Origin of the sequence: Mixta sp. BE291 (genome assembly GCF_031457955.1) — a bacterium.
Classification (GTDB): domain Bacteria; phylum Pseudomonadota; class Gammaproteobacteria; order Enterobacterales; family Enterobacteriaceae; genus Mixta.
The window spans coordinates 22666-44657 of record NZ_JAVDXN010000009.1 but is presented as its reverse complement, the minus strand read 5'-3'; the positions used below and the strand labels follow the sequence as shown (position 1 = coordinate 44657).

The window sequence follows — 21992 nt, the reverse complement described above, 5'->3', positions numbered from 1 at the left end:
TTCCACCTTGTCGGCGTCAGAAAAGCTCTGCGCGACAAAATGCGCGCTCAGTTTGTGCTGCCGTATAGTTAGTTTTACAAAGATGGGAAATTTCTGCTGACAGAATAGTAAAAAAACTTCGTATCGCCGGATTCCTTTCCCTGAGCAAACTGGTATTTTTGCCGCCATCAAACCTGAAACGCCTGCTGATTTGCTGAATAACAACGAAACAGCGGGCTTTTATCCTGCAACTTTCCGCTAAGTGGCTATGAAAAAGATAGAAAACGGACACCTGTTACTGATGCTGATTATATTGGTAGCGGTAGGACAGATGGCGCAAACCATTTATGTTCCGGCAATGGCTGATATTGCCGCATCGTTTAACGTACGCGACGGCGTCATGCAGCGCGTGATGGCCGCCTACCTGATGACCTACGGCGGCTCCCAGCTGGTTTACGGGCCGCTCTCCGATAGCGTGGGGCGTAAGCCGGTGATTCTGGCGGGCATGACTATTTTTATGCTCGGCGCGCTGGGCGCGTTGTTTGCGCCTTCTATTGATACCCTGATCGCCGCCAGCGCCCTGCAAGGGCTGGGCACCGGTGTGGCAGGCGTGATGGCGCGTACCATGCCGCGCGATCTCTACGCGGGAAGCGCGCTGCGTCAGGCAAACAGCCTGTTGAATATGGGCATTCTGGTTAGCCCGCTGGTGGCACCGATGATTGGCGCGATGCTGACGCATCTGTTTGGCTGGCACGCCTGTTTCGCGTTTCTGCTGCTGCTGTGCCTGTTGGTCACTGGCGCCATGGCGCGCTGGCTACCGGAAACGCGTCCGCCGGTGGGCGAGATGCGACCGTTGTTTTCGCGCTACCGCCCTCTGCTCAGCGATCGCATCTTTGTATGCTATCTGATTATGCTGATTGGCGCGCTGGCGGGCATCGCCGTTTATGAGGCAAGCTGCGGCATTCTGATGGGCGGCGTGCTGGGGCTGGACGCCATGACGGTCAGCATTCTGTTTATCCTGCCGATCCCGGCCGCCTTTTTTGGCGCCTGGTTTGCCGGACGTGACGAGAAAAGCTTCCATACGCTGATGTGGTATGCGGTAAACAGCTGCCTGCTGGCTGGCGTGTTGATGTGGCTGCCCGCCTGGTTTGGCATTATGAATATCTGGACGCTGTTAGTACCGGCCTCGCTGTTTTTCTTTGGCGCGGGAATGATGTTTCCGCTGGCGACGTCCGGCGCGATGGAGCCCTATGCCTGGCTGGCGGGAACGGCGGGGGCGCTTATCGGCGGGCTGCAAAACCTGGGATCGGGTTTGATTGCCTGGCTGTCGGCGATGCTGCCGCAGAACAGCCAGTTTAGTTTGGGCATGCTGATGTGCGCGACCGCCCTGTTAATGCTGCTGTGCTGGTGGCCGCTATCAAAAGGCCCGGAACCGCAGGCCGTTTGATGTTTACAGGAGCCACTGATGCAGCGCGGCATCCTTGCGGTCGAGATAGTGAATCGACTGGATGCGGCGGATGGTGCGTGATTTACCGCGGATCAGCAGCGTTTCACTGGTGGCGATATTTCCCTGGCGCGTAATACCTTTCAGCAGGTCGCCACTGGTAATGCCGGTGGCGGCGAAAATCACGTTGTCGTTGCGCGCCATCATCTCTAACGTCAGCGCCTGATGCGCGTTAATACCCATCTCCTGGCAACGCGCCAGCTCCTGCTCGCCGAGGCGACGGTTTTCTTCGCTTTCACCTTTCACCTCATGCCGCGGCAGCAGACGCCCCTGCATATCGCCATCCAGCGCGCGAATAACCGCAGCGGATATCACGCCTTCCGGCGCGCCGCCGATACCGTACAGCACGTCAACTTCGCTATCGGGCATACAGGTCAGGATCGAGGCGGCGACATCGCCATCTGGAATCGCAAAGATGCGCACGCCCAGCTGCTGCATCTGCTTAATCACGCCATCATGCCGCGGCTTCGCCAGAATGGATACCGTTAGCTCGCCGAGCGATTTACCCAACGCCGCCGCGATATTTTTCAGGTTAGTTTCCAGCGGCAGAGTGAGATCGATATGGCCTTTCGCGCCTGGGCCGACAATCAGCTTTTCCATATACATATCAGGCGCATGCAGGAAGGTGCCGCGATCGCCCACTGCCAGCACCGCCAGCGCATTCGCCTGACCCATCGCGGTCATGCGCGTGCCTTCAATCGGATCGACGGCAATATCAACACCATCGCCGTTGCCGGTGCCGACTTTCTCACCGATGTAGAGCATCGGCGCTTCATCGATTTCGCCTTCACCGATAACAATCTGACCGTCGATATCAACCTTGTTGAGCATAATGCGCATGGCGTTGACCGCCGCGCCATCAGCCTGATTTTTGTCGCCGCGACCTAACCATTTATAGCCTGCCAGCGCGGCAGCTTCGGTAACGCGGGAAAATTCAATGGCGAGTTCTCGTTTCATGACCAGCCTCGGAAAAACAAATGAGGCAAAAGTGTATCACAGCGGGGAGAGGGGAGAGAAAAGCCCGCGCCAGCTGGCGACGCGGGCCTGAAACATTACTCTTCGTGTTCTTCCCATGCCTGCGCACGGGCCACGGCTTTACGCCAGCCAGCGTAGCGATAGTTACGCTCGGTGGTTTCGATGCTGGGGCGGAATTCACGCTCAATAATGGATTTAGCGCGCACTTCCTCCAGATCTTTCCAGAAGCCCACCGCCAGACCGGCAAGGTAAGCCGCGCCCAGCGCGGTGACTTCGCGCACTTCCGGCCGCTCTACGCGGGTGCCGAGGATATCGGACTGGAACTGCATCAGGAAGTTGTTAGCGACGGCGCCGCCGTCAACGCGCAGCGACTGCAGGCGCGTATTCGCATCGTTCTGCATCGCTTCCAGCACGTCACGCGTCTGATAGGCGATGGATTCCAGCGTCGCACGGATAATATGGTTGGCGTTGGCGCCGCGCGTCAGGCCGAACAGCGCACCGCGCGCATACGGGTCCCAGTAAGGCGCGCCCAGGCCGGTAAAGGCTGGAACCATATACACGCCGTTTGAATCTTTGACTTTCATGGCGAAATATTCTGAGTCGGCAGAATCGCTGATCAGTTTCATCTCATCGCGCAGCCACTGAATCGCCGCGCCGCCGATAAACACCGCGCCTTCCAGCGCGTAGTTAACTTCGCCGCGCGGGCCGCAGGCGATGGTGGTTAACAGGCCATGCGTAGAGGTCACTGCTTCAGCGCCGGTGTTCATCAACATAAAGCAGCCGGTGCCGTAGGTGTTTTTCGCCATACCCGGCAGCACGCAGAGCTGGCCGTAAAGCGCCGCCTGCTGATCGCCTGCGATACCGGCAATAGGAATACGCGTGCCGCCTTTACCGCCGATGTTGGTTTGACCATAAACCTCAGAAGAGGATTTCACTTCCGGCAGCATTTCACGCGGAATATCGAGGATATCCAGCATGCGCTGATCCCATTCCAGCTTGTGAATGTTGTACATCATGGTACGTGACGCGTTGGTGTGATCGGTAACATGCACCCGTCCCTGCGTCATTTTCCAGATAAGCCAGGTATCTACGGTGCCGAACAGCAGTTCGCCGCGTTTGGCGCGTTCGCGGGCGCCCTCAACGTGATCGAGAATCCATTTAACTTTGGTGCCGGAGAAATAAGGGTTAATCACCAGGCCGGTGGTGTGCTGGATATACTCTTCCAGCCCCTCTTTTTTCAGCTTTTCGCAGTAGTCGGCCGTGCGCGGATCCTGCCAGACAATCGCGTTATAGATCGGTTTGCCTGATTCTTTATCCCAGACAATCGCCGTTTCGCGCTGGTTAGTGATGCCGATGGCGGCAATCTGATCGGAATTGATATCCGCATGCGCCAGCACTTCAACCAGCGTCGAGCTTTGTGAAGCCCAAATGTCCATGGGGTCGTGTTCAACCCAGCCTGCTTTCGGGTAGATCTGCGTAAATTCACGTTGTGAGACCGCAACGATATTGGCGTCATGGTCGAGAACCACGGCGCGCGAGCTGGTCGTACCCTGATCGAGCGCGACAATATATTTTTTATCTGTAGACATAATCAATTCCTGATGTGCAAAGATTGAACAGGGTTACGCTTTACGTTGCTCAGCGCGTGCGACTGGCTTTTCCGCTTTAGTCTCCTGCGTGATATTCAGGTTGCAGGGCAGGTGACGGCAGATCAGCGAGCGATATCCCCATGCGCCCAGGCAGGCACCCACCAGCGGGCCAAAAATCGGCACGAGGAAATAAGGAATATCACGACCGCCGGTAAAGGCGACGTTGCCCCAGCCTGCCAGCCAGGCAAAAATTTTCGGGCCAAAATCACGTGCCGGGTTTAATGCAAAGCCGGTCAGCGGACCCATTGCACCGCCGATAACCGCAACCAGCAGGCCGATCAGTAACGGCGCCAGCGGACCACGCGGTACGCCGTTGCCGTCATCGGTCAGCGCCATAATCACCGACATCAGCACTGCGGTAATCACCATCTCGACCAAAAATGCCTGACCTACGCTGATATGCGGATTAGGGTAGGTCGAGAAGATCCCGGCCAGATCGAGACTTTCTACGCTACCACGCAGCAACTGGTGACTGGCTTCATAATCGATAAACAGATTGTAATAGAGGCCGTAGACCAGCGCGGCAGAGCTAAACGCGCCAGCAATCTGCGCCACAATATAAGGCACGACTTTGCGGCCTTCAAAGTTGGCGAACAAACAAAGTGCGACGGTAACGGCAGGGTTCAGATGCGCGCCTGAAACGCCCGCGGTCATATAGGCAGCCATGGAAACGGCCAGGCCCCAGATAATGCAGATTTCCCACTGGCCGAAAGCGGCACCGGCAAGCTTCATGGCGGCGACACAACCCGCACCGAAGAAGATGATCATGCCGGTTCCAAGAAATTCGGCAATGCACTGACCTTTAAGTGTGCTAGTTGCTGTCTGGCTCATAATGAAATTCCTGAAGGCGAGGTTAAATTTTATCAATCGTTGTTTTCATTCCATTGATCCACCCAAACAATTGTAGGGCTGGTGTGAATTTATCGTTAACGCGCATAAACGAGAAATAGCGAACGTTAAAACTGTGTGGTGCATCAAAAAAATGCGCGTTTTCGCGTCTTTACCGGTTCTTTAATGTGCTTTTTGCGCCTGCTGGCACCACGTTGCGTTCGTTTTATTAACATATACGTCATTATTACGACATAACGCGCTATGCTGCTGTCGGTATATGCTGAAAATTGTTACATACTGCGCTTCACAACGGTTCGCCGCTGGACTTGGGCTGTGCGGCTACTTACAATCGGAGTGTTAGGGTCTTTTACGTATTTTTGTGATGTCTCGTCGTCTGCGGCTGGCATCATCAACGCCTTGCGATTAGGAGAAGTCATAGAATGTCATTTGAAGTATTCGAGAAACTGGAAGCCAAAGTACAGCAGGCGATTGATACCATCACGCTGCTGCAGATGGAAATCGAAGAGCTGAAAGAGCAGAACAACAGCCTGAAGCATGAAGTTCAGCAGGCCTCGGGAAACAGCGAAGCGCTGGTGCGTGAAAACCAGCATCTGAAAGAAGAACAGGGCCAGTGGCAGGAGCGCCTGCGGGCTTTGTTAGGTAAGATGGAAGAAGTTTAATCCGCACGGATGCTGCTTTCATCGAACATAAAAAACGGGTGCCCAGGCACCCGTTTTTGCTGTCCGCGATACACCCAGTGCGCAAGCCCCGGATGGATTCAGAACCCGCTATTCAATATCCAGCGCATCTTCCGCTAAGATAATACCGGTGTTGTCAGCGTACAGATGGTCGCCGGAAAAGAAGGTCACGCCGCCGAAATTCACGCGAATATCACTTTCGCCGATGCCTTCGCCCGCCGCGCCAACCGGAATCGCGGCGATAGCCTGAATACCAATATCCAGTTCTTCCAGATCGTCAACCTGACGCACCGAGCCATAAACCACGATGCCTTCCCATTCATTTTGCACCGCCAGCTGCGCCAGCGCCGCATCAACCAATGCGCGCCGTACCGAGCCGCCGCCATCCACCAGCAGCACACGACCGCGGCCATTTTCTTCCAGCAGGTCGTATAACAGGCCGTTGTCCTCGAAACATTTCACCGTCGTGATTTGGCCGCCAAACGAGGTGCGACCTCCAAAATTGGAGAAGAGGGGCTCTACCACGTTTACATCCTCGTGATAGATGTCGCAGAGTTCGGAAGTATCGTATTTCATAGGATTTTCGTCTGTTTGCCACAGGAGCGGTAAGTATATCGCTTTATTTAAGTTGTTGGCAAAATCATCAATGGTGCAAAAGTTGCGATACATCAATCAAAGCAGCATTCCTATAGAAAACAGTACGTTCGCTAATAATGCCGCTTTTACGGTCTTCTCCAGCATCGGACGCATAGCTGCAGGGGACTTTTCACGCAGAATATAGCGGCCCTGGCGCCAGAACAGCGGCACGGCGAGCAGAAACAGCCAGCTTCCCCAGCCCGCGCCGCCCAGGTAGGCGAACAGGGCGAAGCAGAGCAGCGCGCCGCTCAGCAGTAAAAGATGATAGCGCCGGGCGTTATCGCCTCCGAGGCGCACCGCCAGCGTCATTTTGCCGCACTGACGATCGGTTTCGATATCGCGCAGGTTATTGATATTAAGCACCGCCGCCGCCAGCAGGCCGCAGGCCGTGGCCGGTAACAACACCAGCGGCGCGATAAGATGGCTTTGCAGGTAAAAGCTGCCGCTGACGCCCAGCCAGCCGAAAAATATCAGCACCGAGAGATCGCCTAAACCTAAATAGCCATAGGGTTTTTTACCCACGGTATAGGCGATGGCCGCCACGATCGCCAGCGCGCCCAACAGCAGAAAGCTAAACACGTCGCTTAACGAATCGCAGGCATAGCTAATCAGTAAAATGCCGCACATCAGCGCCATTGCGGTAGCGATAATGATCGACCTGCGCAGCTGCGCTAAGGTAATCGCGCCTTTTTGAATACCGCGCAGCGGGCCGAGGCGGGCGCTGCCGTCGCTGCCTTTTACGGCATCGCCATAATCATTAGCCAGATTTGAAAGCACCTGTAGCAGGCCGCTGGTAAGAAAGCAGAGCAGGGCAATGGTCAGGTTGAAGGAGCCTTGCCACCAGGCGAGCGCGGAGCCGGTGAGAATAGAGGCGAACGCCAGCGGCAGCGTACGTAAACGCAGGCTTTCCAGCCAGGCGCGAAAATGAAATAAAGGAGCCGGTTGAATCTGTTCCATAAGCGAGACCGCCGCTGTTGTTAATCCAAAAGGGGTAGATGGAGTCTACGGCGGCAGGACGCGCAGCATGTTAATCTCTGTCAAATTGGCTCAGGTTAAGCATGGCGAACAGGCATAAAAAAAGGAGGCCGTAGCCTCCTTATTAAGAATAATGCGTGATTACAGAATGAAGCGGCTAAGATCTTCGTCAGCAACCAGCTGATCCAGATGCTGCGAAACGTACGCGGCATCGATAGTAATGCTGTCGCCGTTGCGATCGCTGGCGTCATAGGAAATGTCTTCCATCAGACGCTCCAGCACCGTGTGCAGACGACGCGCACCGATGTTCTCGGTGGTTTCGTTAACCTGCCAGGCGGCTTCGGCGATGCGACGAATGCCATCATCGGTAAAGCTGATATTCACGCCTTCCGTACCCATCAGCGCTTTATACTGCACGGTTACCGAAGCGCTTGGCTCGGTCAGGATACGCTCGAAATCATTCACGGTCAGCGGCTGCAGCTCAACGCGAATCGGCAGACGGCCTTGCAGCTCCGGGATCAGATCGGACGGGCTGGCAACCTGGAATGCGCCGGAAGCGATAAACAGAATATGGTCGGTTTTCACCATGCCGTGCTTGGTAGAGACGGTACAGCCTTCCACCAGCGGCAGCAGGTCACGCTGCACGCCTTCGCGTGAAACGTCCGGGCCGGAGGTTTCGCCGCGCTTACAGATTTTATCGATCTCATCGATAAACACGATGCCGTGTTGCTCAACCGCTTCGATCGCTTCTTCTTTCAGCTCTTCCGGATTAACCAGTTTGGCCGCTTCCTCTTCCACCAGCAGCTTCATCGCATCTTTGATTTTCAGCTTGCGCGGCTTCTGCTTTTGGCCGCCCAGATTCTGGAACATCGATTGCAGCTGGCTGGTCATCTCTTCCATGCCCGGAGGCGCCATGATTTCCACGCCCATCGGTGCGGCAGCCAGATTGATTTCAATCTCTTTATCATCCAGCTGGCCTTCACGCAGTTTTTTACGGAAGGACTGACGCGCGGCGGATGGCTCAGCATTTTGCTCCGCCTGGCCCCAGTTATTTTTCGCCGGTGGGATCAGGGCGTCGAGAATGCGCTCTTCCGCCATCTCTTCGGCGCGGTAGCGATTCCGTTCAATCGCCTGCATACGCACCATTTTCATTGCGGCATCGGTCAGGTCGCGGATAATGGAATCCACTTCTTTGCCCACGTAGCCCACTTCGGTGAACTTGGTGGCTTCTACCTTGATAAAAGGCGCGTTAGCCAGCTTGGCCAGACGGCGGGCGATTTCGGTTTTACCGACGCCGGTCGGGCCAATCATCAGAATATTTTTCGGCGTAACTTCATGGCGCAGATCTTCTTCCAGCTGCATACGACGCCAGCGGTTGCGCAGGGCGATCGCCACAGCACGCTTGGCGCCATCCTGGCCGATGATAAATCTGTTCAGTTCGCTGACAATCTCGCGCGGAGTCATCTCAGACATAGTTTCGATCCTTACGCTTTGGACGCTAATTCTTCAATAGTCAGATTGTGGTTGGTGTAAATGCAGATGTCGCCTGCAATACCCAAGGCTTTTTCAGTAATGTCGCGAGCGCTAAGCTCGGTGTTTTCCAGCATGGCGCGCGCCGCCGCCTGCGCGTACGGGCCGCCGGAGCCAATCGCGATCAGATCGTTTTCAGGCTGAATGACATCGCCATTACCGGTAATAATCAGGGAGGCGTTTTCATCCGCTACCGCCAGCAACGCTTCAAGCTTGCGCAGCATACGGTCGGTACGCCAGTCTTTAGCAAGTTCCACTGCGGCTTTCACCAGATGGCCCTGGTGCATTTCCAGCTTACGCTCGAAAAGCTCAAACAGCGTAAAGGCATCGGCTGTACCGCCAGCAAAACCCGCAATCACTTTATCATTGTAGAGACGACGCACTTTTTTGACGTTGCCTTTCATTACGGTATTACCGAGCGTAGCCTGGCCATCACCGCCAATTACTACGTGGCCGTTGCGTCGTACACTTACTATCGTTGTCACGGGCAGACCCCTTGTTACAGTGGAAAAAGCGCTTCGCGCAGCGTGGCGCGAAGCATAATGCAACAAGATATGGGGCAGGTTTAGAGGGTTTCAACCCCCAACAGCGAGAGGAATACAGCCTGAATGGCCGGAACTGCGCAGGCGTTTCAGGGTGGCGTCGGCGCCGCCGCGGTTGTTATAAGGCCCGATAACCACCCGGTGCCAGCCGCCGCCGTTGGTGATGCGGCTTTCAAAGCCTTCAAAGGCCAGCTGGGCGCGAATCGATTCCGCCTGATCGCTGCCTTTAAACGAGCCGCACTGCACCATCCAGCGCTGCGACTTCGCTTTTTCCACCGCTTTGGCTTGCGTGGTTTCCTGCTGCTTCGCGCGGCTGCTTTCCTGCGCTTTCGACGTGCTTACCGGCTGCGATCCATTTTGCGGCAGCATATGCGTCTGCTGCGTCGCCTGCTGCTGGGCGCGCTGTTGCTGCTGGAATTGTTGCTGTTGGGCGCGCTGCTGCTGCTCAAGGCGCTGCTGCTGCTGGAGCTGTTGCTGCTGGGCGCGCTGCTGTTGCTCAAGGCGCTGCTGCTGTAACTGTTGCTGCTGTTGGCGCTGTAGCGTCTGCTGACGCTGGATCGGCGTTTGTTCATCCCACGGCACTTCGTTTAACTGGGTCGGCGCCTGACGCATATCGGCCTGCATCTGCTCCAGCAGCTGACGCTGTTCATCAGTAAGCTGCGTGTGCGACTGAACTTCGCCGCCCGAGGAAGGTTCTTTTGGTGTGGGCACGCTAAGCTGACGATTTTCCAGCTCTTTAATATATTTCCAGCGCTCTTCAGGCTTGGGCGGCAGGCCATTGCCGCTGACTTTGTGATCGGGAATAACCGGCGTCTCTTCTTTTTTATGGTGAGCGATAAACCACAGCCCACCCGCAAACGCCACCAGCACCGCGACCGCCAGCCCTATCATCACTTTTGAAACGCCAGCGTTGCCGGTACGTTTCTTGCTGCGGCTATTACTTTTTTTGCGACGCGTCCCTGTCGAACGCCCGCGGCCTACATAATCTTTTTGTGCCACTAATCGTTCCGCTAATTCAAAGAAGAAAATGCCTGCCGGATAAAAGACGCTAACAGAGCGCAACGCTTTAGCTATCCGGCTATTAGCCCGCCATGTTACTCAAGGGCTGGAAGTTTGACCAGCAGTGAGTCATTTAAGAATTCACTGAAACTGTCCGATTGGCATCATTGGAACGCTTAACTGGCGTGTATTGTGCTTCCGCGCAGCTTGAGTTCGAACTCCAGCAGACGCGAGCCGTTATTGACGGTGCGGCCCTGCAGCTGTTCCAGCAACAGCAGCATCGCTTCCCGTCCCAGCGCAAAGCGCGGCTGCGCGATAGTGGTCAGCGGCGGATCGCTGTAACGTGAAAGCTCAATGTCATCGAAGCCAACCAGAGAAATGTCCTGCGGAATGCGCAGGCCCATGCTTTTTGCCTGCGACATCGCGCCCAGCGCCATAATGTCGTTATGGCAAAACAGCGCCTGAGGAGGCTGCGGTAGCGCCATTAGCCGCTTAAAGGCCACGGCTCCGGCTTCAAAGGTAAAGTCGCCGCGCACGATATAGCGTGGCTCGATGGATTGACCATGACGGCGTAGCGCCTGAATATAGCCCTGCAAACGATAATGGCTGAGCGGCATCTCTTCCGGGCCAGCAATACAGGCGATGCGGCGATGACCCAACTGCCACAAATGATTGACCGCCTCGAAGGCGGCAGTCAGGTTATCGATATGTACCGTAGGCAGCTCCAGATCGGGCGCGAACTCATTCGCCATCACCATTGGCGGTAATGCGCGCTGCTCTTCTACGCCGGTATCGAAAGGCACGCGCGAGCCCAGCAGCACCATGCCATCAATCTGACGCGTCAGCATCAGGCTCAGAAAGGTTTTTTCCTGCTGGTTCTGATGGGCGCAGTCGCCAATCAGCACCAGATAGCCTTCGGCCGCCGCAGTGACTTCGACGCCGCGAATGATTTCGCTGAAAAAGGGATCGCAGATATCGGGAACAATCACCAAAATGGTGCGTGATTCGCTGCGTTTGGCATTGCGCGCCAGAGCATGAGGAGAGTAGCCGACGTCGATGACCGCCTGCTCAACCTTTTGGCGGGTGATGGCTGAAACCTTTTCAGGATTCATCAGTGCGCGGGATACGGTAGCGGTTGATACTCCCGCGCGCTCAGCCACATCTTTCATCGTAGCCGCCGTTGACTCCTGGTTCTGCTCCAACGCTTATCTCCTTACGCCAGCCTGAATAAGTAGGATGTTGATATGTCGTCTGCTGCGCTTGTTGCGGTTAAAGCTGACGGCCATCACATTTCTAACAGATTGTATAAGGTGCTGTTACCTAAATTGCATGGAAACTGTGACTTATTCGAGGTTTTTCGATCCAGCTCGCAAACCTTCATGCAGAGAACGGTGAGCTTTCAGGCGCAGCAAGCTTACCAGAGCGTTACGGTTAGCTTTCCGTTGGGTCAATATCCAGCGTCCATTTGACCTTACGCGACAGCGGCAAGGTCGAAATCAGCGGCAGGCTGCTTTTTAACAGCTGCTGTAACCGGAGGCGGGAAGGGTGCTGTAGCAACAGCTGCCAGCGATAGCGCCCGCCACGCTTGGCCAGCAACGCGGGCACCGGCCCCATAATCCACAACGGCTCATCACGCAGCGGGCTGGCTTCCAGCAGATTGCGCAGCTGATGTAAAAACGCCGCCGCCTGCTGATTATCATGATCGTCCGCGCGGAACAGCGCGTGGCTGGTAAAGGGCGGCAGCTGCACGCTGCGACGCTCGCTTAAGGTCTGGCTGGCAAATGCGTCGTAGCCCTGATGCAGTAAAATTTGCAGCAGCGGATGTTCAGGGTGATGCGTTTGCAGCAGCACTTCCCCCTGTTTTCCGGCACGCCCCGCGCGCCCGGCCACCTGGATATAGAGCTGAGCGAAGCGTTCCGCCGCGCGGAAATCGGCCGAAAACAGCGCGCCATCCACATCCAGCAACGAAACCAGCGTGACATCAGGAAAATGGTGCCCTTTCGCCAGCATCTGCGTACCAATCAGGATACGCGCGCCGCCGCGAAAGACATCGGCCAGATGCTGCTCCAGCGCCCCTTTGCGGCTGGTGGTGTCACGGTCAATGCGCGACAGCGGAATGCCCGGAAACAGGCTTTGCAGATTATGCTCCAGCTGCTCGGTGCCAAGCCCTACCGGTACCAGATGCGTTGAGCCGCACTGCGGGCACTGGCGCGGCACCGGACGCTGGCTGTCGCAATGGTGACAGCGTAGCTGGCGCTGCTGCTGGTGTAGGGTGTAGTAGTGATCGCAGCGCTGACATTCGGCGGTCCAGCCGCAGTCATGGCAGAGCAGCGCAGGCGAGAAACCACGGCGGTTAAGAAACAGCAGCACCTGATTGTCAGCCTGTAAATGCAGGCGCATGCGCTGAATCAGCGCGGGCGACAGCCCTCCCTGTAGCTGCACGCCTTTTAAATCGATCAGCTGCTGCGTCGCCTGGCTGGCATTACCGGCGCGTTTGCTGAGATTAAGCTGGCGATATTTGCCGCTCTGCACGTTATGCAGCGTTTCCAGCGCGGGCGTCGCCGAACCCATCACAATCGGAATATTTTCTTCACGTGCCCGGAACACCGCCAGGTCGCGCGCGTGATAACGCCAGCCTTCCTGCTGTTTATAAGAGCTGTCATGCTCTTCATCGATAATGATGACGCCAGGACGGGCGAAAGGGGTAAACAGCGCGGAACGGGTGCCGATCACAATGGCGTTTTCGCCCTGCCGCGCCCGCAGCCAGACCGCCATGCGTTCGCTGTCATTCAGGCCAGAGTGCAGCACATCGATCGGCGCCGCAAAACGCGCCCGGAAGCGGGCAATGGTTTGCGGCGTCAGGCCGATTTCCGGCACCAGCACCAGCGCCTGACGTCCACGGCTCAGCACATTCTCCAGCACGCTAAGATAGACTTCCGTTTTGCCTGAGCCGGTGATCCCGGCCAGCAGCCAGGGCGCAAATTGCTCATCCTCGCTGCGAATCGCGCCTACCGCTAATGCCTGTTCGGTATTCAGCCGCAGCCGCTCGCCGTTTACGGCAAAATGCGCACGCCAGTCCTGGCGGGCGGGCAGATGCTCGCGCAGGTCGCACAGGCCTTTGGCGCGTAGCGCCTGTAGCGCCGCGTCCGCCAGCGCATGCTGAGCGATCTCATGGCGATAGAGCGGCTGCTGGCGTAAAGCGGCCAGTGCCTGCTGTTGTTTTGGCGCGCGCTTCAGACTTTCCGGCGCGGTTTCCCGCCCCAGTTCGGTGATAAACCATTGCCAGAGCGGCGTTTCCTGCGCCGGTTTCCCCTGGCGCAGCAGCACCGGCAGCGCATGGAACAGCACCTCGCCCAGCGGATAGTGATAATAGTCGGCGGCCCAGTGCAGAATGCGCCAGAGAGAAGCGGGAAACAGCGATTCGCTGTCGAGCACCTCCAGCACGCTTTTCAACTGTTCGTCTGGCAGATCGCTGTGTTCGCTGACGCTGACAACAATGCCGATCGCCTTGCGATTACCAAAGGGTACGCGAACGCGCCCGCCAGGCACCGGGTGCAGATGAGCGGGAAGCAGGTAATCAAACTGGCGTGCGAGCGGAACGGGCAGCGCGACCTGAGCAACGGGCATGACGTTATCCGTAAAAAGAGTTGAACGGCGTAGTGTACACTGTGTAGCCATAAATGTGCGGATTCGATTGCATTGCGCGGTTATTTTCTGTATAGTTCGCCGCCTTTGATGCGGAATAAGGCATCAAAAATCACCTGAATGTTCAATCCGCGTGTGGTGCCGGCGCAGGTTTTTGCCTGGCGCGGGAGAGCGACACGGCCTTTACTGAGGTTACCCCATGAAAGAAGGTATTCATCCTAAGTATGTTGAAATTACTGCAACTTGTTCTTGCGGTAATGTGATCAAAACTCGCTCTACAGTGGGTCACGATCTGAACCTGGACGTGTGCGGTAAATGCCACCCGTTCTACACCGGCAAACAGCGTGTTGTTGATACCGGTGGTCGTGTTGAGCGCTTCAACAAACGCTTCAGCATTCCGGGCAGCAAATAAGTTTCCCGGCAGACGCTACCGGTTTTTCACGGAGCGGATGCAAGAAAAAACCCAGCTTCGGCTGGGTTTTTTTATGCGTAACAAACAGCGTATTAATATTCCCAGGTATCGGGATCTTTACCCAGCTCACGCATAATCTTTTTCGCCTCTTCCGGGATTTCATCGCTGCGCTCTTTACGCAGGTCAACATCGTCCGGCAGCGGCTGACCGGTAAACGCATGCAGGAATGCTTCGCATAACAGCTCGCTGTTCGTCGCATGACGCAGGTTATTCACCTGACGACGCGTACGTTCATCTGTCAGGATTTTTAATACTTTCAGCGGAATAGACACGGTAATTTTTTTGACCTGCTCGCTCTTCTTACCGTGCTCAGCATAAGGGCTGATATATTCGCCATTCCATTCAGCCATGAGTTACCTTAATTATTAAAAGTTAAATTGTCGAAAATCAGCCAATTATGCCCGATATTTTCACGCCTCACTAATCAAAGTCAGCATTTAATCGGTAACTTTGCCGCTTTTACATGGAGTGCGTGTGCAGTTAAAGGCAATTCACTGCAATTTTAGCGGGTATTGCATCTTTGCTCAATCTATACGCAAAGACATTTAGATGTCCAGATGTATTGACGTCCAGTGGCGGGGTGTTATCCTGTTAGCCTTCTTTTCGGGTCTTTCAGGAAACAGTAAGCACTATGACGCGTAAACAGGCAACCATCGCAGTGCGCAGCGGTTTGAATGATGATGAACAGTATGGCTGCGTTGTCCCTCCGATTCACCTTTCCAGCACCTATAACTTCACCGATTTTAATCAGCCTCGCGCTCATGATTACTCACGCCGTGGTAATCCAACGCGTGATGTTGTGCAGCGGGCATTAGCTGAGCTGGAAGGCGGCGCTGGCGCGGTCATGACCAACACCGGGATGTCCGCGATTCATCTGGTCTGTACGCTGTTTCTGAAGCCTGGCGATCTATTGGTTGCGCCGCATGACTGCTACGGCGGCAGCTATCGTCTGTTTGACAGCCAAAGCAAGCGCGGCGCCTATCGCGTTAAGTTTGTCGATCAGAGTGATGCCGAAGCGTTGCAGGCGGCGCTGGCTGAACAGCCGAAACTGGTCCTGGTGGAAAGCCCCAGCAACCCACTGCTGCGCGTAGTGGATATCGCGGCGATTTGTCAGGCCGCGCGCGCCGCCGGTGCGATTAGCGTGGTGGATAACACCTTTTTAAGTCCGGCTCTGCAAAACCCGCTGGCGCTGGGTGCCGATCTGGTGCTGCATTCCTGTACCAAATACCTTAACGGCCATTCTGATGTGGTTGCAGGCGCGGTGATTGCCAAAGATGCAGCGTTGGCAACGGAGCTGGCCTGGTGGGCCAATAATATTGGCGTTACCGGCTCGGCGTTCGACAGCTATCTGCTGCTGCGCGGCATGCGTACTTTAGGTCCGCGTATGGCGGCGGCGCAGCGTAATGCGCTGGCGATTGTGGATTATTTGCAGCAGCAGCCGCTGGTGAAAAAACTGTATCATCCTTCGCTGCCGCAAAACCCAGGCCATCAGCATGCGGTACGTCAGCAGCGCGGCTTTGGCGCCATGTTAAGTTTTGAGCTTGATGGCGATGAACAGCGCCTGCGTCGTTTCCTGAAAGCGCTGGAATTATTCACCCTGGCGGAGTCGCTGGGGGGAGTGGAAAGTTTGATTTCCCATACCGCAACCATGACGCATGCCGGGATGTCGGCAGAAGCGCGTGCGGCGGCAGGTATTTCTGATACCTTACTGCGCGTGTCGGTTGGGATAGAAGATCACGAAGATTTAATCGCCGATCTGGATAATGCATTCCGGTTGGCAGCCGAGGATTAAGAGATGAGTATTTCAGCCGCAGCGGGCGCGTCGCACAGCAGGCAACTGCATAAATTTGGCGGCAGCAGTCTTGCCGATGTTAGCTGTTATCAGCGCGTCGCAGGCATTATGGCGGATTACAGTCAGCCGGGTGATTTGATGGTGGTGTCAGCTGCTGGCAGCACCACTAACCAGCTGATCAGCTGGCTGAAGCTCAGCCAGAACGATCGCTTATCGGCGCATCAGGTGCAGCAGAGCCTGCGTCGTTATCAGTCCGAGCTGATCAGCGGGCTGCTGTCGCCGGAGCTAGCTCAGCCGTTGCTGAGCCGCTTTATTCATGATCTGGAGCGTTTGGCCGGGTTGCTGGATGGCCACATTACCGATGCGGTTTATGCCGAAGTGGTCGGGCACGGCGAGATTTGGTCGGCGCGCCTGATGGCGGCGGTGTTACAGCAGCGCGATTTAGACGCATGCTGGCTGGACGCGCGCGAGTTTTTGCGTGCCGAACGCGCGGCGCAGCCGCAGGTCGATGAAGGGAAATCCTGGCCGCTGTTGCAGCAGCTGATGGCGCAGCATACGCATCAGCGTTTGGTGGTCACCGGCTTTATCTGTCGCAATGATGCTGGTGAAACCGTGCTGTTGGGGCGCAATGGTTCTGACTATTCCGCCACGCAAATCGGCGCGCTGGCGGGCGTCAGCCGCGTTACCATCTGGAGCGATGTCGCCGGGGTATACAGTGCCGATCCGCGTAAAGTCAAAGATGCCTGCCTGCTGCCGCTGCTGCGGCTGGATGAAGCCAGCGAGTTAGCGCGTCTGGCGGCACCGGTGCTGCATGCCCGCACGCTACAGCCGGTTTCCAACAGCGATATCGATCTCCAGCTGCGCTGTAGCTATCAGCCGGAGCAGGGCTCAACGCGCATCGAACGCGTGCTGGCTTCCGGCACCGGCGCGCGCATTGTGACCAGTCATGATGACGTCTGCCTGATCGATATTGAAGTCTCTGCCCAGCACGATTTCGCCGCGCTGCATAAAGAAGTCGATCACCTGTTAAAGCGCGCGCAGATTCGTCCGCTGGCGATGGGCGTGCATAGCGATCGCAACCTGATTCAGCTCTGTTACACCTCCGAAGTGGTTAACAGCGTTTTCGCCCTGTTGCAGGATGCCGGATTGCCGGGCCATTTGCAGCTGCGGGAAGGGCTGGCGCTGGTGGCGCTGGTTGGCGCGGGCGTCAGTCGTAACCCGCTGCACAGTCATCGTTTTTGGCAGCAGATCAACGATCAGCCGGTAGAGTTTATCTGGCAGTCGGAAGATAAAATCAGTCTGGTGGCGGTACTGCGCGTTGGCCCAACCGAACATTTAGTACAGGGACTGCATCAGTCGCTGTTCCGGGCGGAAAAACGCCTTGGCCTGGTGCTGTTTGGCAAAGGCAATATCGGCTCGCGCTGGCTGGAGCTGTTTGCCCGCGAGCAGAAAAACCTTTCAGCCCGCACTGGTTTTGAGTTTGTGCTGGCGGGCGTAGTGGACAGCCGCCGCAGCCTGCTGAGCTATGAGGGGCTGGATGCCAGCCGGGCGCTGGCCTTCTTTGAAGATGAAGCGATTGCGCAGGATGAAGAGTCGCTGTTTTTGTGGATGCGGGCGCATCCTTATGATGACCTGGTGGTGCTGGATGTCACCGCCAGCGAAGCGCTGGCGCAGCAATATCTTGATTTCGCCAGCCACGGTTTCCATGTGATCAGCGCCAATAAAGTCGCTGGCGCGTCAGGCAGCGCGCAATGGCGTCAGATTCGTGACGCATTTGCGAAAACCGGCCGTCAGTGGCTATATAACGCCACGGTGGGCGCTGGTTTGCCGGTCAACCATACGGTGCGCGATCTGCGCGAAAGCGGCGACAGTATTCTCTCTATCAGCGGCATCTTCTCCGGCACGCTCTCCTGGCTGTTCCTGCAGTTTGACGGCACGGTGCCGTTTAGCGAGCTGGTGGATCAGGCCTGGCAGCAGGGATTAACCGAGCCAGATCCGCGCGTTGACCTTTCCGGTCAGGATGTGATGCGTAAGCTGGTTATTCTGGCGCGTGAAGCGGGTTACGATATCGAACCGGATCAGGTGCGCGTCGAATCGCTGGTGCCAGCGGGCTGTGAAACCGGCTCGGTGGATCATTTCTTTGAAAACAGCGATGCGCTTAACGAACAGATGCTTCAACGTCTGGAAGCGGCGCAGGAGCTGGGGCTGGTGTTGCGCTACGTCGCGCGTTTTGACGCCAATGGCAAGGCGCGCGTTGGCATCGAAGCGGTACGGCCTGAACATCCGCTGGCGGCGCTGTTACCGTGCGATAACGTCTTTGCCATCGAGAGCCGCTGGTATCGCGATAATCCGCTGGTGATTCGCGGGCCGGGTGCCGGACGCGATGTAACGGCGGGCGCGATCCAGTCTGATATCAATCGGTTGGCGCAGCTGCTGTAATGTTAAAACGGGTGGCCTGCGCCACCCGTTGTTTTTATGCCAGCACGAACTGACTTTCATGCACCTGATCGAGCGTCAGGCCCACAAGCAGGACGCTGCCCCCGTCGCAGGTAAACTGCACACCCTCTTCACACTCAGTGAGGTAATCGAGATAGTTACCGTTGGCGGTAATTTCTTTGTTGCCCATAAAGGCCAGTTTATCGTCCTTACCGAAACCATAAACGGTGTTGTTACCAATATTCTCACTGGCGAACAGGATAGTATCGTCACCACCATGGGTATAAATGGTGTCATTGCCCCCCTGACAAACAAACACATCGCTGCTGGTTGAGCCGTGCATGGTGGTGTCCTGACCGGTACCGACCAGCCAACTGGTCTGGTTGGTGTAGAACCCGCCGTTTTCCGGCGCGAAGATCTCACTGGATTTTTGTTCGCTGCCATGAACCGAGTTGGCATAGTTAAGGGCGATTTTGCCGTCCACGGCCAGGCCTTCGCTGGTCACGTCATAGGTAATATATTTGTCCTGGAAAAGGAACCAGTAGGTTTCTTTTATCGCTTCGACGTTATTCATGATGGTTACGCCGCCATCGGCACCTTTAATCGCTAAGGTGCCGCCGCCCAGGTGAGCAATAGAGGTTTTGCTGATTTCGCCCTGCAGATCAAACAGATCGTAGCCAGCGCCGCCATCAATTGCATTAAAGCCGCCTGCGTCCCTGAAGATATCATTACCGCCAAAGCCCTCCAGATAATCCATACCCTTACCGCCCTCAATCAGGTCAGCTTTTTCTGAGCCAAGAATAAAGGTCGGGCCTTCATGAGCTTCAGCGAAGTGGTTGAGGTCTTTTACCCAGGTGGTTGCTCGCATTTCATCTGACATGCGGGAAACAATAACCGTAGAGTCTTTATCGGTAAAATTATAATAAATGGAATTAAGAACGCTTTGTAAACCCTCTACATAGTTAACGGCATCATGTCCTGCCCATGCTCCCCACATCTGACCCGCAATCGAAAATATGGTGAAATCTTCGGAAGCATAATAATCATTAAATATCACCAGATTATTAACACAGCTCTCCAGCGGCTTGTCATGAACAAATAAAGAATCAGGGAAGTTAACGGTTGTACCTTCCATTGCGCGATAGACAGGATCGTTTTCGCAACCAAGATTCAGGACTTTATCATCAGCGGTATTCTGGACAGGCGAGGAGATGGCAATATAGTTAGCGTCTTCATAAAAACCGTCCCACTCATTATTTGCCGAGGCCATCGCCGTGCTGTTCACCGCCATCCCGCCAAGACTCATGCCACTGAACAGAACATCTTTGCCGGTAAGCCCATTTTCTGTGGCAAAGCGGGCAACGCAGCTTAACAGATCGCCAAAAGCGTTTGATACATAACTTTCGGTAAATTCACTGCTCAGCGCGATGAGAATATCGTGCAGACCATCTTGCTGTGTATTTGCATCGGCGTTAGGTGAGTCTTTAACATCGCCCGTTCCCCAATAGCAAACACCAATAGAGACTAATTCTCCTGCTTCATTATATTTACCAAAAACGTTTACCTGCGCTGACCAGTAAAAAGCATTCTCTCCACTGAAAATATTGTGCTGGTCAAACGCGCCCGTGTAGGATAAATCCTCTGCATTCAAAACTTTCCAGCCGCTTTCCTCGCTACGTTGCTGAAATGATTTATCTAAAGTAAAACCTGCCAGCTCCGTGCTGTAAGCGTTCAGCGTTAAGGCATCACTAATTAATGATTTATTCTGTGATCCCTGGTAGTCAAAAATAGCCATTTATAATCCTTTTGCTATCGTGTTTATTTAAAAGCCCTTTTCATTAAGGACGGTTTATTACCGCTGGTAATAACGGTAAAGAAGATCGGCCGCTGATAAAAACGACCGATAATAATGAATAATTATTTTGCGCTGTGACTTTTGAAAACTCTTTTTGCCGCGAAACAGCTATTGCCTGGTGAAGTAGCCCGCTATTTCGGCCATCTTATCTGGCGCCAGCTGTCCAGAATGGTAAAGCAGCTTTACCCTGGCGCGGAGATAATTATATTTCTCATTTTCCAGATCGAGACGGGCATTAAATAATTGACGCTCAGCATTAAGCAGATCAAGATTAGTCCGCATGCCTGCGATAATGCCTTGCTGAACCGCTTTTATCTGTAGCGTGGCGGATTGAACCGCCTGTTGGTAGGCCGTCAGGCGCTGCTGTGCGTTATGGCATCGATTGAAAAAAATGTGCAGGTTATTAAGGGCAGTCTGGGTATCTTTTTCCAGTTCAAATTTACTTTTATTATATAAAGCGCTGGACTGCCTTAATGTTGCGCTACTCTGTCCGCCAGTAAACAGAGCATAATTTAACTGAATGCCGATACTATTTGTCTGGTGACGTTGGTTAATCGTACTGTCACTGGAGGAGTGATTAATAGTGTGTGAAGCATACAGCTCGACCTGTGGGAAAAAGCCCGCGCGCTGCTGTTCGGTTTGATAATGATTCACTCTTAGCTGCTGTCGGGATACCGCCAGCTCAGCATTATCCTGAAGCGCAAGCTGTTGCCACTGCTCAAAACCTGCCGGAACCAACGCGATCGGCTGAAAATTTCCCGGCGTTAATCGATCAAGCTGGGAAAGCGACTCGATACGCTGCCCAATCAAGCTTTCCAGCTCATGTTGCGCAGCCGACAACTCATCCAGCGCTACCATCCGTTCCGCTGCTGAAAGCGACAGGCGAGACTCCGTTTCTATTACCTCTGTAATCGTCCCTTCGCCTGAATCCAGCATCAATTGGTTTTGTCTGAGCTGTTGACGATATGCTGCCTGCTGTTCATCAACCAGCATGACTTTATCCTGCGCGGCCATCACGTCCAGATAACGGTTGATCACTCTGACCGCCAGATCCATAAAGCTGGCGCGCCAGTTAGCCTCTGACATCAGCGATTGTGCTTTTCCCTTCTGGTAACCTGCCCATGCCTGATAATTAAACAGAGGTTGCTTCAGCATAATTGAACCGCTTTGTGACTGATATTGTCTTCGGGTGGTGACCCGGTGCGTTTCCTTGCTGAATAATCCTTTGCTCTGCTCTGTTTCACTGGTTTGCCAGTTTTTTAAGCCGCTTTGCCATGAAAGGGAAACGGTAGGCAGCAATCCTGCCCGGCCAATATTGACATCTTCTTCCCCGGCAAGTTTTTCCTGCATTGCAGCCTGAATGGCAGGGTCTTTTTGTTGTGCGAGGGCATAAATATCAACCATGCTTAATGCATGTGCAGGCAGGCTACATAACGCATAAAAAAGGAATGAGCCGATGATTTTTGTGTTCATG

General features: G+C 54.9%; 18 protein-coding genes. 5 read left to right on the top strand and 13 right to left on the bottom strand.

Annotation, left to right across the window (positions count from 1 at the left end; all coding sequences use genetic code 11):
* Positions 1-247: 247 nt before the first annotated feature.
* Complete coding sequence (gene emrD / locus J2X14_RS17795; protein WP_352412511.1) at positions 248-1426, top strand: multidrug efflux MFS transporter EmrD; 1179 nt, start codon at positions 248-250, stop codon at positions 1424-1426.
* Positions 1427-1429: 3 nt separating this feature from the next.
* Here emrD and glpX read toward each other — a convergent pair whose 3' ends face one another.
* From glpX to J2X14_RS17780, 3 genes are all read right to left on the bottom strand, one after another.
* A complete protein-coding gene (glpX, locus tag J2X14_RS17790) occupies positions 1430-2440 on the bottom strand; it encodes a class II fructose-bisphosphatase (RefSeq protein WP_352412510.1) in 1011 nt (336 codons plus the stop codon).
* Positions 2441-2535: 95 nt separating this feature from the next.
* Entirely contained in the window at positions 2536-4050 is a 1515-nt protein-coding gene (glpK, locus tag J2X14_RS17785; protein WP_352412589.1) for a glycerol kinase GlpK, read from the bottom strand.
* A 30-nt stretch (positions 4051-4080) separates the two neighbouring features.
* Positions 4081-4938, bottom strand: coding sequence for an MIP/aquaporin family protein (locus J2X14_RS17780; RefSeq protein WP_352412509.1), 858 nt, complete (start codon positions 4936-4938; stop codon positions 4081-4083).
* Positions 4939-5378: 440 nt separating this feature from the next.
* Here J2X14_RS17780 and zapB point away from each other — a divergent pair, with 440 nt between their 5' ends.
* Positions 5379-5618, top strand: coding sequence for a cell division protein ZapB (zapB, locus tag J2X14_RS17775; protein ID WP_352412508.1), 240 nt, complete (start codon positions 5379-5381; stop codon positions 5616-5618).
* A 108-nt stretch (positions 5619-5726) separates the two neighbouring features.
* Here the strand turns inward: zapB and rraA are convergent, their stop codons facing one another.
* From rraA to priA, 7 genes are all read right to left on the bottom strand, one after another.
* Positions 5727-6212 carry a ribonuclease E activity regulator RraA gene (gene rraA / locus J2X14_RS17770; protein ID WP_352412507.1) on the bottom strand — a complete coding sequence of 162 codons (486 nt, stop codon included), beginning with the start codon at positions 6210-6212 and terminating at the stop codon, positions 5727-5729.
* A 96-nt stretch (positions 6213-6308) separates the two neighbouring features.
* Entirely contained in the window at positions 6309-7229 is a 921-nt protein-coding gene (locus J2X14_RS17765) for a 1,4-dihydroxy-2-naphthoate polyprenyltransferase (protein ID WP_352412506.1), read from the bottom strand.
* 159 nt (positions 7230-7388) lie between these two features.
* Positions 7389-8720 carry an ATP-dependent protease ATPase subunit HslU gene (gene hslU, locus J2X14_RS17760; RefSeq protein ID WP_352412505.1) on the bottom strand — a complete coding sequence of 444 codons (1332 nt, stop codon included), beginning with the start codon at positions 8718-8720 and terminating at the stop codon, positions 7389-7391.
* Between the two features lie 11 nt (positions 8721-8731).
* On the bottom strand, positions 8732-9262 hold the full coding sequence (gene hslV / locus J2X14_RS17755; protein ID WP_085069368.1) for an ATP-dependent protease subunit HslV: 531 nt from the start codon (positions 9260-9262) through the stop codon (positions 8732-8734).
* Between the two features lie 90 nt (positions 9263-9352).
* Complete coding sequence (ftsN, locus tag J2X14_RS17750; RefSeq protein ID WP_352412504.1) at positions 9353-10318, bottom strand: cell division protein FtsN; 966 nt, start codon at positions 10316-10318, stop codon at positions 9353-9355.
* 176 nt (positions 10319-10494) lie between these two features.
* A complete protein-coding gene (cytR, locus tag J2X14_RS17745) occupies positions 10495-11520 on the bottom strand; it encodes a DNA-binding transcriptional regulator CytR (protein WP_352412503.1) in 1026 nt (341 codons plus the stop codon).
* Positions 11521-11749: 229 nt separating this feature from the next.
* Entirely contained in the window at positions 11750-13945 is a 2196-nt protein-coding gene (gene priA / locus J2X14_RS17740; RefSeq protein WP_352412502.1) for a primosomal protein N', read from the bottom strand.
* A 217-nt stretch (positions 13946-14162) separates the two neighbouring features.
* Between priA and rpmE the strand changes: the two genes are divergently transcribed.
* Positions 14163-14375 carry a 50S ribosomal protein L31 gene (gene rpmE, locus J2X14_RS17735; RefSeq protein ID WP_085069375.1) on the top strand — a complete coding sequence of 71 codons (213 nt, stop codon included), beginning with the start codon at positions 14163-14165 and terminating at the stop codon, positions 14373-14375.
* Between the two features lie 92 nt (positions 14376-14467).
* On the opposite strand, the gene metJ is transcribed toward rpmE, so the two are convergent.
* Entirely contained in the window at positions 14468-14785 is a 318-nt protein-coding gene (gene metJ / locus J2X14_RS17730; RefSeq protein WP_038629044.1) for a met regulon transcriptional regulator MetJ, read from the bottom strand.
* A 281-nt stretch (positions 14786-15066) separates the two neighbouring features.
* Between metJ and metB the strand changes: the two genes are divergently transcribed.
* Entirely contained in the window at positions 15067-16227 is a 1161-nt protein-coding gene (gene metB, locus J2X14_RS17725) for a cystathionine gamma-synthase (RefSeq protein ID WP_352412501.1), read from the top strand.
* 3 nt (positions 16228-16230) lie between these two features.
* Positions 16231-18666 (top strand): bifunctional aspartate kinase/homoserine dehydrogenase II, encoded by a 2436-nt coding sequence (locus tag J2X14_RS17720; protein WP_352412500.1) that lies wholly within the window; start codon positions 16231-16233, stop codon positions 18664-18666.
* A 34-nt stretch (positions 18667-18700) separates the two neighbouring features.
* Here J2X14_RS17720 and J2X14_RS17715 read toward each other — a convergent pair whose 3' ends face one another.
* Positions 18701-20458, bottom strand: coding sequence for a polyurethane esterase (locus tag J2X14_RS17715; RefSeq protein ID WP_352412499.1), 1758 nt, complete (start codon positions 20456-20458; stop codon positions 18701-18703).
* Between the two features lie 168 nt (positions 20459-20626).
* Complete coding sequence (locus tag J2X14_RS17710) at positions 20627-21991, bottom strand: TolC family outer membrane protein (RefSeq protein WP_352412498.1); 1365 nt, start codon at positions 21989-21991, stop codon at positions 20627-20629.
* Between the last annotated feature and the right edge of the window lies 1 nt (position 21992).

Bases quoted from the DNA above. Each gene is read 5' to 3' on its own strand.
- emrD (WP_352412511.1), top strand. From the start codon at position 248: ATGAAAAAGATAGAAAACGGACACCTGTTACTGATGCTGATTATATTG.
- glpX (WP_352412510.1), bottom strand. From the start codon at position 2,440: ATGAAACGAGAACTCGCCATTGAATTTTCCCGCGTTACCGAAGCTGCC.
- J2X14_RS17780 (WP_352412509.1), bottom strand. From the start codon at position 4,938: ATGAGCCAGACAGCAACTAGCACACTTAAAGGTCAGTGCATTGCCGAA.
- zapB (WP_352412508.1), top strand. From the start codon at position 5,379: ATGTCATTTGAAGTATTCGAGAAACTGGAAGCCAAAGTACAGCAGGCG.
- rraA (WP_352412507.1), bottom strand. From the start codon at position 6,212: ATGAAATACGATACTTCCGAACTCTGCGACATCTATCACGAGGATGTA.
- J2X14_RS17765 (WP_352412506.1), bottom strand. From the start codon at position 7,229: ATGGAACAGATTCAACCGGCTCCTTTATTTCATTTTCGCGCCTGGCTG.
- hslU (WP_352412505.1), bottom strand. From the start codon at position 8,720: ATGTCTGAGATGACTCCGCGCGAGATTGTCAGCGAACTGAACAGATTT.
- priA (WP_352412502.1), bottom strand. From the start codon at position 13,945: ATGCCCGTTGCTCAGGTCGCGCTGCCCGTTCCGCTCGCACGCCAGTTT.
- rpmE (WP_085069375.1), top strand. From the start codon at position 14,163: ATGAAAGAAGGTATTCATCCTAAGTATGTTGAAATTACTGCAACTTGT.
- metJ (WP_038629044.1), bottom strand. From the start codon at position 14,785: ATGGCTGAATGGAATGGCGAATATATCAGCCCTTATGCTGAGCACGGT.
- metB (WP_352412501.1), top strand. From the start codon at position 15,067: ATGACGCGTAAACAGGCAACCATCGCAGTGCGCAGCGGTTTGAATGAT.
- J2X14_RS17720 (WP_352412500.1), top strand. From the start codon at position 16,231: ATGAGTATTTCAGCCGCAGCGGGCGCGTCGCACAGCAGGCAACTGCAT.
- J2X14_RS17715 (WP_352412499.1), bottom strand. From the start codon at position 20,458: ATGGCTATTTTTGACTACCAGGGATCACAGAATAAATCATTAATTAGT.
- J2X14_RS17710 (WP_352412498.1), bottom strand. From the start codon at position 21,991: ATGAACACAAAAATCATCGGCTCATTCCTTTTTTATGCGTTATGTAGC.